Origin of the sequence: Marinomonas rhodophyticola (genome assembly GCF_026113935.1) — a bacterium.
Lineage (GTDB): Bacteria > Pseudomonadota > Gammaproteobacteria > Pseudomonadales > Marinomonadaceae > Marinomonas > Marinomonas rhodophyticola.
In genome coordinates this window covers 109,305-123,592 of the sequence record NZ_JAPEUL010000007.1, presented here as the reverse complement: position 1 = coordinate 123,592, position 14,288 = coordinate 109,305, and the positions used below count along the sequence as shown (strand labels likewise).

Annotated in this window: 14 protein-coding genes and 1 pseudogene; 13 read left to right on the top strand and 2 right to left on the bottom strand. The window is 45.5% G+C overall.

The features are described from left to right. Positions 1-7 precede the first annotated feature (7 nt). Positions 8-733, top strand: coding sequence for an SDR family NAD(P)-dependent oxidoreductase (locus tag ONZ52_RS09055; protein ID WP_265218299.1), 726 nt, complete (start codon positions 8-10; stop codon positions 731-733). Between the two features lie 2 nt (positions 734-735). Here the strand turns inward: ONZ52_RS09055 and ONZ52_RS09050 are convergent, their stop codons facing one another. After that, the gene (locus ONZ52_RS09050; protein ID WP_265218298.1) at positions 736-1,464 is read right to left on the bottom strand and encodes a DUF1826 domain-containing protein; all 729 of its coding nucleotides are present in this window, start codon (positions 1,462-1,464) and stop codon (positions 736-738) included. A gap of 87 nt (positions 1,465-1,551) precedes the next feature. Beyond that, on the bottom strand, positions 1,552-1,812 hold the full coding sequence (locus tag ONZ52_RS09045; RefSeq protein ID WP_111607061.1) for a DUF5062 family protein: 261 nt from the start codon (positions 1,810-1,812) through the stop codon (positions 1,552-1,554). Between the two features lie 273 nt (positions 1,813-2,085). On the opposite strand from ONZ52_RS09045, the gene ONZ52_RS09040 reads away from it, so the two are divergent. From ONZ52_RS09040 to ggt, 12 genes and pseudogenes are all read left to right on the top strand, one after another. Beyond that, on the top strand, positions 2,086-2,775 hold the full coding sequence (locus tag ONZ52_RS09040; protein WP_265218297.1) for a GntR family transcriptional regulator: 690 nt from the start codon (positions 2,086-2,088) through the stop codon (positions 2,773-2,775). A gap of 32 nt (positions 2,776-2,807) precedes the next feature. Further along, positions 2,808-3,686: a methylisocitrate lyase gene (gene prpB / locus ONZ52_RS09035; protein WP_265218296.1), complete on the top strand. Its 879-nt coding sequence runs from the start codon at positions 2,808-2,810 to the stop codon at positions 3,684-3,686. A 23-nt stretch (positions 3,687-3,709) separates the two neighbouring features. Next, positions 3,710-4,850 (top strand): annotated as a pseudogene (gene prpC / locus ONZ52_RS09030) (bifunctional 2-methylcitrate synthase/citrate synthase). Between the two features lie 40 nt (positions 4,851-4,890). Then, positions 4,891-6,378, top strand: coding sequence for a 2-methylcitrate dehydratase (gene prpD / locus ONZ52_RS09025; protein WP_265218295.1), 1,488 nt, complete (start codon positions 4,891-4,893; stop codon positions 6,376-6,378). Between the two features lie 81 nt (positions 6,379-6,459). Beyond that, complete coding sequence (locus ONZ52_RS09020) at positions 6,460-7,524, top strand: tRNA(Met) cytidine acetyltransferase TmcA domain-containing protein (RefSeq protein WP_265218294.1); 1,065 nt, start codon at positions 6,460-6,462, stop codon at positions 7,522-7,524. Beyond that, positions 7,473-8,189 (top strand): GNAT family N-acetyltransferase, encoded by a 717-nt coding sequence (locus tag ONZ52_RS09015; RefSeq protein ID WP_265218293.1) that lies wholly within the window; start codon positions 7,473-7,475, stop codon positions 8,187-8,189. Before ONZ52_RS09020 ends, ONZ52_RS09015 begins: the two co-directional genes overlap by 52 nt. Before the next feature lie 55 nt (positions 8,190-8,244). Continuing rightward, complete coding sequence (locus ONZ52_RS09010; RefSeq protein ID WP_265218292.1) at positions 8,245-8,562, top strand: hypothetical protein; 318 nt, start codon at positions 8,245-8,247, stop codon at positions 8,560-8,562. Between the two features lie 271 nt (positions 8,563-8,833). Next, positions 8,834-9,826, top strand: coding sequence for a TRAP transporter substrate-binding protein (locus ONZ52_RS09005; protein WP_265218291.1), 993 nt, complete (start codon positions 8,834-8,836; stop codon positions 9,824-9,826). Positions 9,827-9,982: 156 nt separating this feature from the next. Beyond that, positions 9,983-10,660 (top strand): TRAP transporter small permease, encoded by a 678-nt coding sequence (locus ONZ52_RS09000; RefSeq protein WP_265218290.1) that lies wholly within the window; start codon positions 9,983-9,985, stop codon positions 10,658-10,660. A gap of 15 nt (positions 10,661-10,675) precedes the next feature. Then, positions 10,676-12,289: a TRAP transporter large permease gene (locus tag ONZ52_RS08995; protein ID WP_265218289.1), complete on the top strand. Its 1,614-nt coding sequence runs from the start codon at positions 10,676-10,678 to the stop codon at positions 12,287-12,289. A 227-nt stretch (positions 12,290-12,516) separates the two neighbouring features. After that, a complete protein-coding gene (locus tag ONZ52_RS08990; RefSeq protein ID WP_265218288.1) occupies positions 12,517-12,831 on the top strand; it encodes a hypothetical protein in 315 nt (104 codons plus the stop codon). Further along, the gene (gene ggt / locus ONZ52_RS08985; RefSeq protein ID WP_265218287.1) at positions 12,800-14,275 is read left to right on the top strand and encodes a gamma-glutamyltransferase; all 1,476 of its coding nucleotides are present in this window, start codon (positions 12,800-12,802) and stop codon (positions 14,273-14,275) included. Before ONZ52_RS08990 ends, ggt begins: the two co-directional genes overlap by 32 nt. The last annotated feature ends 13 nt before the right edge of the window (positions 14,276-14,288 follow it).

Here is a 14,288-nt window from a genome sequence, read left to right as displayed (position 1 = left end):
TCTTGATATGTCTTCTTTCTACGCACTTGTGGTTGGCGCAAGCAGTGCTATTGCTCAAGCTAGCATACAAAAATTTGAAACTGACCAACATTGCCTTGGCGTGTTTGCTGTCAGCCGTTGCCTACCCAAAACATCAAACAACGCTAAAACCCTGTGGTTAGAATCAGATTATAGTGAAAGCAGTATTAATCAAATTTGCAAACGCTTGGCACTCCATGCGGGAAAAATCACTAAGGTATTGATCTGTAATGGTATGCTGCATGACGAAAGCATAATGCCAGAAAGAAAATTAGAAGAAATCAGTGCATCGCAACTGGAGGCTGTTTTTCATGTAAACACCATCATTCCTATGCTTTGGCTAAGTAAACTACTGCCTATTCTACAAGGGGAACAACCAACTCAAGTGGCCCTATTTAGCGCCCGGATAGGTAGTATCTCAGATAATAAAACCGGTGGTTGGTACAGTTATCGAGCGTCAAAAGCAGCATTGAATATGCTGATTCAAACCAGTTCCGTGGAATACGCCAGAAGAGCTAAGAATGTTAAGCTAATCGCTTTTCACCCTGGCACAACAGACACGCCGCTATCCAAACCTTTTCAGCGCTCTGTCCCACAAGACAAACTTTTTACAGCGGAGTTTGTCGCTACGCAATTGCTGTCTATTATGGAAGGCATCACAATGGACAACAAAGCCGCGTATCTTGACTGGAATAACCAAACTATTGAGTGGTGAAGTCAAATTATATCCAAACTTAAAAACAGTCGTTTATCTTCAGCGCTTGCTGAAGGTGAACGATGTACGACTCCGCGCCCTAAAGACGTTGGCCACTCGTCTCCTTTCATTACCGCGACATCCCCCACGTTTAACTGATTAATACGACCCTGCTCGTGTAACCCGCTGTTATAGTCTTTGATATGACCACCACGACCTAATTTGTCTCTGACCACATGAGCATCGTGCAACCATTCACTGCCCGCACCGATATAAGTAGAAACAAGACGGCAAGGAATTTTATCTACGTGGAAACGTGGACACATCGCACTAGACAGCACACTCAGACGCAGCCCCACTTCTTTGAGATCAAACAAACAAGCAAACATGTCGGTCAATAATGACACGTCCTCTATAAATTCCTTTTTACCTGGTGCATCCGGTAAAAGACGTGCCATCAAAGCGACCATATACTGGGAATCGCCCTGAAGTTTAAGCGTTAAATTAGGGGTTAATATTAATACTGACTGCGCATACCGCGATAAAATACCGAGTTGACGCTGCCATATCGCCATACTGATATTGTTTTGATAAATGTCTGCCAGCACGTCTTGATGAGTCGATTTCACCACGCCAAATAAACTTGGTATTTTGTCGGTCGCATTTTCATTTACAGACCCACCATCAATAAGTGTTAACACAGCATCTTTTAAATCAACCGATTGTGGGATCTTCTGTAAATTCAAACTCACGGCTCTATTCTCCAATGTTATAAACAACCAAAATAAAAAATGATATGTTATAACATATTTAAAATAAAGCCTCGCTGAATAAAAAATCTACTTAAGCAATGGATCATCTTTTGGTAAATGCTTTTGAATCCACAACGCCAGTTTATGCTTCATACTAGGCAGATCCTCTTTGTCAGCAGGCAAACCTACGATCAACTTATCCAGTACCAGTAAACGATAAATGGCCTCGGTTTTTTCATTCGCTGACATGGTCGCGGAAAAGCCATTGTAACCACGTTTCAACGCGTAGTTCTCACCCACTTGGATGGCTTTTTTACTTAACGCGGCTTCATTTTTAATTTTTTTCATGGTTTTACCCTATCTGTTTTTCCGATAAATCAACAGTTATGTCGACAACTAAACTCTAGCAGCTTTTTATCTCCCGCCCAGCATACCATTAAAAAATACCTAAAAATGCTTAATAAACATCACGTTATCAACCTATGACACAGATTAAAAAGAAGCGACATACGACCAAAGGATAAGAGAAAAAACGAAAAATTGTCGACAATCTAACTTGATAAAACCCAAACAACCCACTATAAATAGACATATTGTCAACAATAAAGCGATTTGTCTTTTATGAACAACCTTATTTCTATCAAGTCCGCCACCCTGTCTGAAGACATCGCTCAGCAACTCACCAATGCCATAGTGCAGGGTCACATTCCCCAAGGCAGCAAAATCTCAGAACCAGAACTTGCCAAGCAATATGGCATTTCTCGCGGCCCGCTCAGAGAAGCCATTGTAAAATTAGAAGGGCTTGGTCTAGTAACACGCACCGCCAATGTGGGTGCTCGTGTTATCCAACTGAATACACAAGACATGCTGGATACCTTCACCATGCGCGAGGCGCTAGAAGGCATGGCGGCACGATTGGCGGCCACCATGATGCCAGCGGATGAAATACACAGTCTGTACGCATTACTCGATAAACACCAAGCCCACCTTGATGCCAACCAAGACGAACACTATGTGCAACAAGGCGGCAATGATGACTTCCACCTTCGCATCATCCACGCCAGCGGCAACGCCAAGCTGATTCGTTTATTAACAGAAGAACTGTATGCGGTGATTCGTATGTATCGCCGCCATACGTCGGATCAACGCAGTGATCCACGCCAAGCATTGCGCGAGCACAAAGCCATTCTCGACGCGATTGCCAATCACGAAGGCGATCTGGCTGAACTATTGATGCGTCGCCACATTAGCCGCGCCAGTAAATTACTCGAACAAGCGATGCACCAAGCGGCATCGGCAGCCTCACGTTAGCCAAACATTAACAAGAATAAGAGGAGACAAGCATGACAAGACTTTCAGCAGGCGCCCGTTTTAGGCACGCGGTTGCCACTCAATCACCTTTGCAAGTGGTAGGAGCCGTAAATGCCTATTGCGCTATGATGGCAGAACAAACGGGACATCATGCCATTTACTTATCAGGCGGCGGGGTTGCGAACGCTTCTTATGGTTTGCCAGATCTTGGCATGACAGATTTACACGATGTCTTAGAGGACGTTCGTCGCATTACCTCAGCGTCAAACTTGCCCTTATTAGTCGATATCGATACTGGCTTTGGTGGCGCTTTCAACATCACCAGAACCATTCAACAAATGGAAAAAGCGGGCGCGGCGGCCGTGCATATTGAAGATCAAGTTCAGCAAAAGCGCTGTGGTCATCGCCCCAACAAAGCCATTGTCAGCCAAGACGAAATGGTCGATCGCGTGAAAGCCTGCGTAGACGCTCGTGTGGATAGCAACTTTGTCATCATGGCGCGCACTGATGCCTTGGCGGTGGAAGGCATGGAATCGGCCATCGAGCGAGCCATTGCTTGTGTTGAAGCCGGTGCCGATATGATTTTCCCAGAAGCCATGATCACCTTGGGCCAATACAAAGAATTTGTCGCTGCCGTAAAAGTACCTGTCTTGGCAAACATCACCGAATTTGGCGCAACGCCGCTGTTCAGCAAAGAGGAATTGGCCAGTGCTGGCGTAGATTTGGTGCTTTATCCGCTGAGTGCGTTTCGTGCCATGAACAAAGCCGCACTTAACGTGTACCAACATTTATTACATGACGGTCACCAGCGCAATGTGGTCGACAGTATGCAAACCCGTAATGAGCTTTATGAGTTTCTCAACTACCATGAATACGAAGACAAATTAGACGCACTTTTCTCCAAGAAATAACAATAAATGAAAGGAGTAGAAAAATGGCTAAAGTACTTTCTGGCGCCGGCCTACGTGGTCAAAGCGCAGGCGAAACCGCACTCTGTACCGTTGGCAAAGCGGCCTCCGGATTAACCTATCGCGGCTACGACATTGATGTCTTAGCGGACAAAGCGAGTTTTGAAGAGGTCGCGTATCTCTTGCTGTACGGCAAATTACCTAATCGCACACAACTGCACGATTACGAGCAAAGACTGATGAGTTTACGCAGTTTGCCTGAAGAACTAAAAGCGGTCTTAGAACTTATCCCGGCCAGTGCACACCCAATGGATGTGATGCGCACTGGCTGCTCCTTTTTAGGTAATCTAGAGTCTCGAGCTGCCGTTTGAAAAGCAACCTTCGCTAGCGCTGCATACCGCGGATCGATTGGTCGCGACGCTGCCGGCTATGGTCGTTTATTGGTATCGTTTCACCCACGATGGCGTACGCGTTAATACACACAATGCCAACGTGCCTTCTTTGGCTGGTCATTTCCTCACTATGCTGCATGACAAAGAGCCAAGTGCTCTTCATACGCAAGTGATGAATGCGTCTTTGATCTTGTACGCAGAGCACGAATTCAACGCGTCCACCTTTACCGCCCGCGTTTGTGCTTCCACCTTGTCTGATATGTATTCTTGCGTCACTGGCGGTATTGGTAGCTTACGCGGCCCCCTTCACGGTGGTGCAAATGAAGCCGCGATGGACATGATAGAACCATGGAAAACCCCAGACGATGCCGAAGCGGCCTTGATGCAAAAACTCGCCAATAAAGAAAAAGTCATGGGCTTTGGTCACGCTATTTACAGTGAGCGCGATCCACGCAATGACATCATTAAAAAGTGGGCCAAAAAGCTCAGCGAAGACGTCGGCGACGACCATTTATATGCTGTGTCAGAACGTTGCGAAGCCGTGATGTGGCGCGAGAAAAAACTCTTCTGTAACGCCGATTTTTTTCACGCCAGCGCCTATCGCTTTATGGGAATTCCAACCAAGTTGTTCACACCGATTTTCGTATGCTCCCGCGTGACTGGCTGGGCAGCTCACGTAATGGAACAACGGTCGAACAACCGCATTATTCGTCCCAGCGCCGATTATATTGGACCAGATCATTCTGAGTGGATAGACATCGACGACCGTCATTGAGCCAACATCAGCATTAAAATTTAACGATTAAGGAAAAGAAATGAGTGCTAACGTAGATTTAAACAACCGCCCGGATTACGACCAAGTCATTCAAGACATCGCAGATTATGTACTGAACTTTAAAGTAGAAAGCCAAGAAGCCCTCGACACAGCCCGTAACTGTTTAATGGATACGCTCGGCTGCGGCTTACTCGCCCTACGCTTCCCAGAATGTACCAAGCACCTTGGCCCAATTGTACAAGGTACTGTCGTACCAAATGGTGCTCGTGTACCGGGCACGTCTTTGTCTCTCGATCCAGTAAAAGCGGCGTGGGACATTGGTTGTATTATTCGCTGGTTAGATTACAACGACACTTGGTTAGCAGCAGAATGGGGGCATCCTTCCGATAACTTAGGTGGCATTTTGTCGGTAGCCGATCATCTGTCACAAGTTCGACTATCAAAGGGCGACAGCCCAATGACCATGCGCGAAGTGCTAGAAGCCATGGTCATGGCCCATGAAATACAAGGTGTTATTGCGCTTGAAAACTCGTTCAATCGTGTTGGTCTGTGCCACGTGCTCTTAGTACGAGTCGCTTCTACGGCGGTCGTTACCAAAATGATGGGAGGCGACAGGGAGCAAATCATGGCGGCAATTTCTCAAGCTTGGGTCGATGGCTCGGCTTTACGTACTTATCGTCATGCGCCAAACGCTGGCTCACGTAAATCTTGGGCAGCGGGTGATGCCACGTCCCGCGCGGTGCGCTTAGCGGACATGTCGATGCGAGGTGAAATGGGCATTCCTGGTGTACTAACGGCTGATCAATGGGGCTTTTATGACGTATCTTTCTCAAAAACCAACAAAGACCAAGCCATTAAGCCGAATGACAAACGTCAGTTTTCTTTCTCGCAAGATTACGGCACTTATGTGATGGAAAACGTCTTGTTTAAGATCTCATTCCCAGCCGAATTCCATGCCCAAACAGCAGCCGAAGCCGCGGTGACCTTGCATCCTTTGGTGAAAGACCGTTTAGCCGACATCGACAAGATCGTGATTCGTACTCATGAATCGGCGATTCGTATTATTTCCAAATCCGGTCCTTTGGCGAATGCCGCCGACCGCGATCATTGCTTGCAATACATGGCTGCTGTGCCACTGGCCTTTGGTAACTTGATCGCTGAACATTACGAGGATGACTTTCATGCGGCCAATCCCATCATCGATGAGCTGCGTAACAAAATGGAAATCGTCGAAGACAAACGCTTCACAGCCGAATATCTAGAAGCCGACAAACGTTCGATTGCCAATGCCATTCAGGTGTTCTTTAAAGATGGCAGTAGCACCGAAGAAGTGGTGGTAGAATACCCAGTCGGACACCGTCGTCGTCGTGAAGAAGGCATCCCGTTATTAGAGCAGAAGTTTAAAAACAACCTAGCAACGCGCTTCCCAAGTCATCAATGCCAAAACATTTTTGCCCTTTGCAAGGATCAAAAAGCCCTTGAAAACACTGCGGTAAACCGCTTCATGGATTTATTTGTCATCGCGTAAGCGTATTTATCCTGCAAACATTCATTGGCTCTGCCTTGTGGTCACAGTATGATAATGCGACCACAAGGAAATTTTATTGATATGTCTGACCACCATCGCCATTGTTTTCTCTTAAAAGGCTCGCCCAACGAGGTGTTGTCTGACTTTCTGACTCTTAGTAAACATTTTTCTACTCCCTTGGTCGCGGCGTATGATGTTAGCCAGTACGATACGGCACTCCTGTCTTCTACCACCCCTTTTATAACCTGCTCCTTTAAACAAGCTCTCCAGCAGCTTGGTCGCAGTCATGAGGCTATTTTGGTGGATTTGACTCATGGTGTATCGGCGAGTGCATTGGCTATTTTGTCTGGTACGGTTCGAGGCAATGGCCTCTTTGCCATTGCACTGCCTAATGACGAGTGGTTGTCAATGGCAGATCAAGACTTATCGAGATATTTACCTTGGCCTTATGAACCAGAACAGGTCACATCGTATTTTAAGCATTACCTGCTGAATAAATTACAAGACGAGACATCACCTTTTACACTATTACGCTCTAGTAAGAACAAAAAACATAGCGTAAACCCGTTACCGGCTTTAAAACCAATAGAACCTAACGCGCCGCTAACCCAAGAACAAGCGGAAGCTCAGTCGTGTTTATTGGCAGAACTGGCCAAATCCTATGTATTAATTGCTCCCCGAGGTCGAGGAAAATCGACCTTATTAGGCGACAGCTTAGCCAAGCTGTTAGGACGTGGCAGACGTGTAGCCATTACCGCGCCGAACCAAGAGGCGATCCTCTCTCTGCGATCTCGTTTCGAAAGCACTCTGAGCCAAATCGGCATAGAGTATGAACTGCCTTTTTTCGCGCCTGATGCCCTCATCAATGCCCCTACTGAGTGGGATTTTCTCTTTATCGACGAAGCAGCCATGATTCCTTTACCTATGCTCATGGCCTTAAATAAAAAAGCCACACATTGCTTATTTAGCACAACGAATTATGGCTATGAAGGCGCTGGCAAAGGTTTTGGCATACGGTTTTGTCACGACTTATCCGTGCAAAAAACCACACAAAACTTAGCGCTACAGGAGCTCACATTAAATCAGCCCATTCGATGGGGGGAAATGACCCACTGGAAAATTGGATCAATGATTGCTTTTTTCTAGCCGCTACCGACTCACACACTATCGATAGTATTGATGAAAACACAACCAAACCAGCAACAGAATTCAAACGCCTCACTGGTGAAAATTGGTTAACGCACTCAGACAAGCTCGCTGATACCTTTAACCTACTGGTAAGCGCTCACTATCAAACATCACCTGATAACCTGCGCTGGATATTAGACGACCCTTCTGTGTCAACTTACCTTTTGCTCGATAAAGACCAAGTCCAAAGTGTTGCCATTATTACCGAAGAAGGGGATTTACCAGCCGCACTTAGCCAAGAGGTCATGCAAGGAAAACGTCGACCGAGAGGCCATTTAGTAGCGCAATCTTTACTAGCCCATGAAGGCATTAATAACGCAGGACAATACCGCTATTGGCGCATTAGTCGTATCGCCACAGAGCAAACTCAGCAAAACAAAGGCCTAGCCAGTCAATTACTTACTTATGTGGAAAATAGCGCCAGTGAAGGTTGTGACTTTCTTTGCACTAGCTTTGCCGCAAGCTATGATGTGGTGTCTTTTTGGCTCAAAAATGGCTATGTTCCAGTTCGTCTCGGCACAGCAAAAGACAAGGCCAGTGGCTGCTATTCTTTAATGATGGTAAAGCCAATAACAGAACAAGCCAGTAAGCTAGCCATTGCTTGGCGGGACTCGCTTCATTGAACATTTCTTACTTAATTTATTGCTGCAGTATTCTGACCTAGCAACGAATTTGATCATGCTTATTTTGACCCCAAAATGTGACTTACGGGAAAACCTTCCCGCTTTAGCCCAACTATCAGAACAGGATTTACAGGATATTGTGCTATTTGTAGAGCACCATCGTCCATTCGATAGCATTCGTGCCGTTTTTCTAAAAGCAATGCTGTTTCTTACCCTTAAGGGTCTACTCAGCCCTAATAACCCAACCGAAAAACTGGCTCTAGAAGTGGCGTTAGGACGTGAAACCAAACCAACGCTGCAAAATGCGCAATTATCAGGCAAAAAAGCCATGCACCAAAGCTTCAAAAGCCTTTTACAAAAGAAACTGTTTTAAAAATAGGCGATATTCCACCCATTCGTTTTTCTATCATGTGCGTAATTCCACCTACTTAATGACTTCACAGTAATAAAAATATCCAAAATAAAATAAAATAACCATAAAAATCATTAGCCTACAAAAAAATAAAGACTTGGCATAGATTGTGTAAAGAGTATGGTTAGCGTCACCTGTTTTGCTCTGCCTGTTTCTTACGTAAAAAGTGAGATGAATATCAGGCTAAAAACCAGGTAAACAATAATAATTCAGTTTTTGGAGTCTCATAACAATGAAAAAAATCAGCCTTGCTCTTACCTCTTTGGCACTTGCACTTTCTGCTAGTACTGCAATTGCAAACTGCGATCCAGGTGAACGCGTTGTAAAATTCAGCCATGTAACTGGCGGTACAACTCACCCTAAAGTGGTTGCTGCAAATAATTTCGCAGACCGCGTAAACAAAGAAATGAATGGCAAATTGTGTGTTGAAGTTTTCCCGAACTCCACACTATTTGGTGACTCTAAAGAATTGGAAGCCCTACTATTAGGCGACGTACAACTGCTTGCCCCTTCTCTTTCTAAATTCGGTTCTTATACAGACAAATACGGTGTATTCGATCTTCCGTTTATTTTTAAAGACATGGACCATGCCATTCGCTTTACAAAAACCAAAGAAGGCAAAGCGCTATTAACCGAAATGGACGAGTATGCGGGTTTTGTTGGTTTGGGTTACTGGATGTCAGGCATGAAATATTTCTCCGCTAAGAAGCCTCTATTGGTTCCTAGCGACGCGAAAGGCATGAAGTTCCGTGTACAAACCTCTGATGTTGCGAAGCAAATGATTGCGGCAATGGGCGCATCACCACAAGCGATGGCATTTTCAGAAGTATACGGCGCGTTACAAACTGGTGTTGTAGATGGTCAAGAGAACACTTGGTCAAATATCTACACACAAAAGTTCTATGAAGTACAAGACAGCACAACCGATACAAACCATCAGTTGCTTGCTTACTTATTTATGACGTCCTCTGAATTCCTAAAGAGCCTTTCTCCTGAAGACCGTGAGCAATTCGTGCAAATTGCGGACGAAGTCACTCAAGAAGCAAACCTAAGTGTGAAAGCGGCAGAAGAAGAAAATCGCGATAATATCGTTAAAGCTGGCGGTAAAATTAACTACTTAACGCCTGAGCAACGCCAAGAGTGGGTGAACACGATGAAACCTGTTTGGCAACAATTTGAAAGCTACATTGGTAAAGATTTGATCGACGCTGCTGCCGGCGCATAATCACTTTTTTCCAGCAATCCAGCTGACCCTAACGGGTCAGCTTTTGTGGTTGTGTTGCGTACTTTTAAATACCTATCGCTAGCCAACGCTGACGCAAAGCACACCAACACACTGCTTACTATTTTGTACTGGTCCACTTAATACTAGGAGACCCCCATGGCATATTGGCCGCACCTTTATTTACTTATTTTTATATTCATTCTTTGGGTACTAGAAAAACGCTTCCCCAAAGTCATGGAACGAGCAGAAGAAAACCTTTTGGTCCTAGTGATTTCGTCTATTATGGCTGTCTCTTTTGGCCAGGTCATTGCTCGTTATGGGTTTAATACCGGCTGGGATGCTGCGTTAGAATTTAATATGGTGGCTTTCTCTTGGCTCATTTTATTAGGCATGAGTTACGGCATCAAAACCAATCTTCACCTTGGTGTCGACATTGTGCTGAATGCTGTTCCTAAGCGTACAGCAAAAACTTTGTCTTTAATCGGTGCTGCAGCTGCGATGCTATATGGCTTAATCCTGCTTGATTCAACTTGGTTGGCAATGCTTGGCGTCAATGTTAGCGGTGGCGCTATCGAATACTGGTTGAAGATGTTCAAAATTGGCATAGGCTCTGAGGAGTTGCGTTATCCAGAGTTCGTACAAGAGTTATTTGGTTTGCGACCTCGCGTACATCGTTGGCTTGTGCTGGTTGTTCTGCCTATCAGTTTAGCGTTACTTTCTTATCGTTCTTTACAAGCATTTATTGATATTGCGCGAGACAAACGCAGCATGCTGATCAGTGGCCATGAGGCACAAGATCTTGTTAAAGAAAACCAAAACGTCTTGAAAGACTAGCGCAGGAGCTTCATTGTGGAATCACTTATTCTCTTTTTATTGGTAATCGTCCTGCTGTTTATCGGCTTGCCGGTTGGTATCTCATTGGGCTTATCGTCCATACTATTTATTGCTTTTTTCTCACACGATTCACTGTCATCCGTAGCAATTTCTCTGTTTGGGGTTGGTCAGCATTATACCTTGTTGGCTATCCCGTTTTTCATCATTGCCTCGTCTTATATGTCGACGGGGGGCGTGGCTAAGCGACTCATCAACTTTGCAATCGCCAGCGTTGGTCACTTCCGCGGTGGTTTAGCCATGGCGTCGGTATTGGCTTGTATGATGTTCGCAGCCTTATCTGGCTCTTCTCCAGCCACAGTGGTTGCCATTGGTACCATTGCCATCGCAGGCATGGTACAAGTGGGTTACTCAAAAGACTTTGCGGCCGGTATTATTGCCAACGCGGGTACATTAGGGATTTTGATTCCGCCCTCTATCGTTATGGTGGTTTATGCGGCGTCTGTTAACGTTTCTGTTGGACGTATGTTCTTAGCAGGGGTGATTCCAGGCCTAATCGCAGGCGGTATGCTGATGCTGGCAATTTATGTAGTCGCTCGCATAAAAAATCTACCAGCAGAAGAATGGAAAGGCTTCAGTCATATCGTTAAAGGTGGCAAAGAAGCAGGCTGGGGCTTATTCCTAGTTGTGATTATCATGGGTGGTATTTACGGTGGTGTCTTTACACCAACAGAAGCCGCTGTTGTGGCTGCTGTTTATTCCATGTTTATCGCTTTGTTTGTTTATCGCGACATGGGACCATTGAAAGGTAAAACGTGGACGAACGACGAAGACGCTCCTCATGCACGTGTTGGCTTTAACGGCATGGTCTATGGGGTATCTTTCTTCCTAGTGTGGGAAATCATGTCTTTCTTTGCGTTCGCAAGCAGTGAAACCGTGACAGGTGGTGACCGGGCACTTTGGGGCGCGATTATGTCCGTTATCATCGCGATTTTTTATGTCTACAAACGCTCCAGCAAATTGGAAGAATCAGTCGGAGCTTGTTTGGCCGCTGGAACGCCAATTTGGGGACGTAACTTGTCTATGATGCTACGTGGTTTTTTCCCTTCTTTGTTCGGTGAAGAATCTCGTAAAGTCATGCTTGAAGGCACAAAAACAACTGTGATGCTGATGTTTATCATCGCTAACGCCTTGTTGTTTGCCCACACCTTATCAGCAGAACGTATTCCGCAAGCCATCACTGAGTGGATGCTCGACGTTGGCTTTAACTGGTTTACCTTCCTAATCGCCGTTAACATCTTGTTGTTAATTGGTGGTCAGTTCATGGAGCCGTCAGGCCTATTGGTTATCGTGGCCCCTATCGTCTTCCCGATTGCGATGGAGCTAGGCGTAGACCCTATTCATCTAGGTATCATCATGGTGGTAAACATGGAAATCGGTATGATCACGCCACCTATTGGTCTAAACCTATTTGTGACCTCGAGTATCACCGGCATGAGTTTAGCTCGCGTAGTAAAAGCCGCTATGCCGTTCGTGTTGGTCTTGATGGTATTCTTGATAATGGTCACTTACATTCCAGCACTGTCTACCGCTCTGCCATACAGCATAATGGGACCAGAGATTATTCAATAAACCTCTCTGAATTTCTCAGCGTACTTCGTAATGTACGCGAAAAGCTTACAAAGTTTAGCGCCCTTCGGGGCGTTTTTTTTGCTTTACAGACTCGTAGATACGCGAACATTTCGCTTTCTTTTCGCTAAAATCACAGCACTATTGATTTTATGGCTTCACTAAGTTGAATTTTTTTGTTCTGATGAAAATACGCTATTTATCTTTCATTCTCATCAATAAGGATTTTTATGACGCCTAAGAAACGCTGGTTACACATCTTATGCTCAATCCCTCTTTTTATAGCAAGCCAAGACCTGCTTGCTGAGGCACAGGCAGTCGACCCAATGGCCCCGGAGAGCGCCAGTGGAATAGAAGAGAAAACACTGACCAAAGCGAAAGAGTTCATGGTCGCCACAGCCAATCCAGAGGCAAGTAAAGCGGGTTACGACGTACTAAAAGCAGGAGGCTCAGCAATTGATGCATTGGTTGCTGTACAAATGGTACTAGGGCTAGTCAGTACAATCTTCAGGCTTGGGCGGCGGCGCGTTTGTCGTTTATTATGATGCGGCAAATAAAAAACTCACCACCTTTGATGGTCGAGAAACTGCACCACAAGAAGCGACACCAGAGCTTTTTCAAGATGAAAACGGTAAACCACTTGCATTCTACGACGCGGTTGTAGGTGGTCGTTCTGTCGGAACTCCTGGTACAGTCAAACTGATGGGAGAACTTCACACTCGCTATGGCAAAATGCCATGGGCTGATCTGCTGGCCCCAGCGGAAAAACTCGCTCAAGAAGGCTTTATTGTCTCACCACGCTTAGCCGGTGCCATCAAAGAAAGTGCAGAGCGCTTATCACGCTACCCAGAAACCAAAGCGTATTTCTTTAATCTTGATGATACACCTGTCGAAGCAGGTAGCCGTTTACAAAACACCCAGTACTATACAACTTTACGGACCTTAGCCACCTATGGTGCTGATGAGTTTTATAATGGACAAATTGCCCAAAATATTATTTCTCAAGTGCGCGGGGCTTTAGATAATCCCGGTGTGTTATCAGAAAAAGACTTTACCAGCTATCGCGTAAAAGAGCGTGCTCCAGTGTGCTTGCCTTACAAAGAGTATGACATTTGCGGCATGGGACCACCAAGTTCCGGCGCCTTAACGGTTGGGCAAATATTGGGGATTACCGAGCAATTTGATCTTGCTAAATTAGGGGCCAATTCGCCTGAAGCGTGGCAGATTATCGGCGATGCCTCTCGTCTTGCCTTTGCCGATCGTGGCCGTTACATAGCAGACACTGATTTTGTGCCCATGCCACAAGGTTTATTAGATAAAAGCTACCTTGCCGAACGGGCGAAATTAATCACCCCAGGAAAAGCCTTAACCTCTGTGTCTGCTGGGGAGCCTGAATGGCGACACCCTATTAAACAAGCAGACGATATATCGCTTGAGTTGCCTTCAACCAGTCATATTTCTATTGTCGACAAAGAAGGCAACGCGGTCTCCGTCACAACCACCATTGAAAATGGTTTTGGCTCCCATCTGATGGCAAACGGCTTTTTGCTAAACAACGAATTAACCGATTTTTCTTTTAAAACCTACCAAGATGGCTATCCCATTGCCAACCGTTTGGAACCTGGTAAACGCCCTCGTTCTTCCATGTCTCCTACCATAGTCATGAAAGATGATAAACCTTACTTGGTCGTTGGTTCTCCCGGCGGTTCTCGCATAATAGGTTACGTGGCTAAAACATTGATCGCACACCTTGAATGGGGAATGGACATACAAGAAGCGATTTCACTGCCTAATATGCTTAATCAATTTGGCACCTTCAATCTTGAAAAGGGTACTCAAGCGACGGCGTTAGAAAACCCCCTTACCGATATGGGCTTCAAAGTATCGATACAAGATTTGAACTCTGGGATACAAGGAATCGTCATCGATAATAATACCTTGCTCGGCGGCGCCGACCCAAGACGAGAAGGCCTAGTACTGGGAGATTGAGCACCAGGAGATT

Bases quoted from the DNA above. Each gene is read 5' to 3' on its own strand.
- ONZ52_RS09020 (WP_265218294.1), top strand. From the start codon at position 6,460: ATGTCTGACCACCATCGCCATTGTTTTCTCTTAAAAGGCTCGCCCAAC.
- ONZ52_RS09015 (WP_265218293.1), top strand. From the start codon at position 7,473: ATGGGGGGAAATGACCCACTGGAAAATTGGATCAATGATTGCTTTTTT.
- ONZ52_RS08990 (WP_265218288.1), top strand. From the start codon at position 12,517: ATGACGCCTAAGAAACGCTGGTTACACATCTTATGCTCAATCCCTCTT.
- prpB (WP_265218296.1), top strand. From the start codon at position 2,808: ATGACAAGACTTTCAGCAGGCGCCCGTTTTAGGCACGCGGTTGCCACT.
- ONZ52_RS09055 (WP_265218299.1), top strand. From the start codon at position 8: ATGTCTTCTTTCTACGCACTTGTGGTTGGCGCAAGCAGTGCTATTGCT.
- prpD (WP_265218295.1), top strand. From the start codon at position 4,891: ATGAGTGCTAACGTAGATTTAAACAACCGCCCGGATTACGACCAAGTC.
- ONZ52_RS09045 (WP_111607061.1), bottom strand. From the start codon at position 1,812: ATGAAAAAAATTAAAAATGAAGCCGCGTTAAGTAAAAAAGCCATCCAA.
- ONZ52_RS09000 (WP_265218290.1), top strand. From the start codon at position 9,983: ATGGCATATTGGCCGCACCTTTATTTACTTATTTTTATATTCATTCTT.
- ONZ52_RS09005 (WP_265218291.1), top strand. From the start codon at position 8,834: ATGAAAAAAATCAGCCTTGCTCTTACCTCTTTGGCACTTGCACTTTCT.
- ONZ52_RS09040 (WP_265218297.1), top strand. From the start codon at position 2,086: ATGAACAACCTTATTTCTATCAAGTCCGCCACCCTGTCTGAAGACATC.
- ONZ52_RS09010 (WP_265218292.1), top strand. From the start codon at position 8,245: ATGCTTATTTTGACCCCAAAATGTGACTTACGGGAAAACCTTCCCGCT.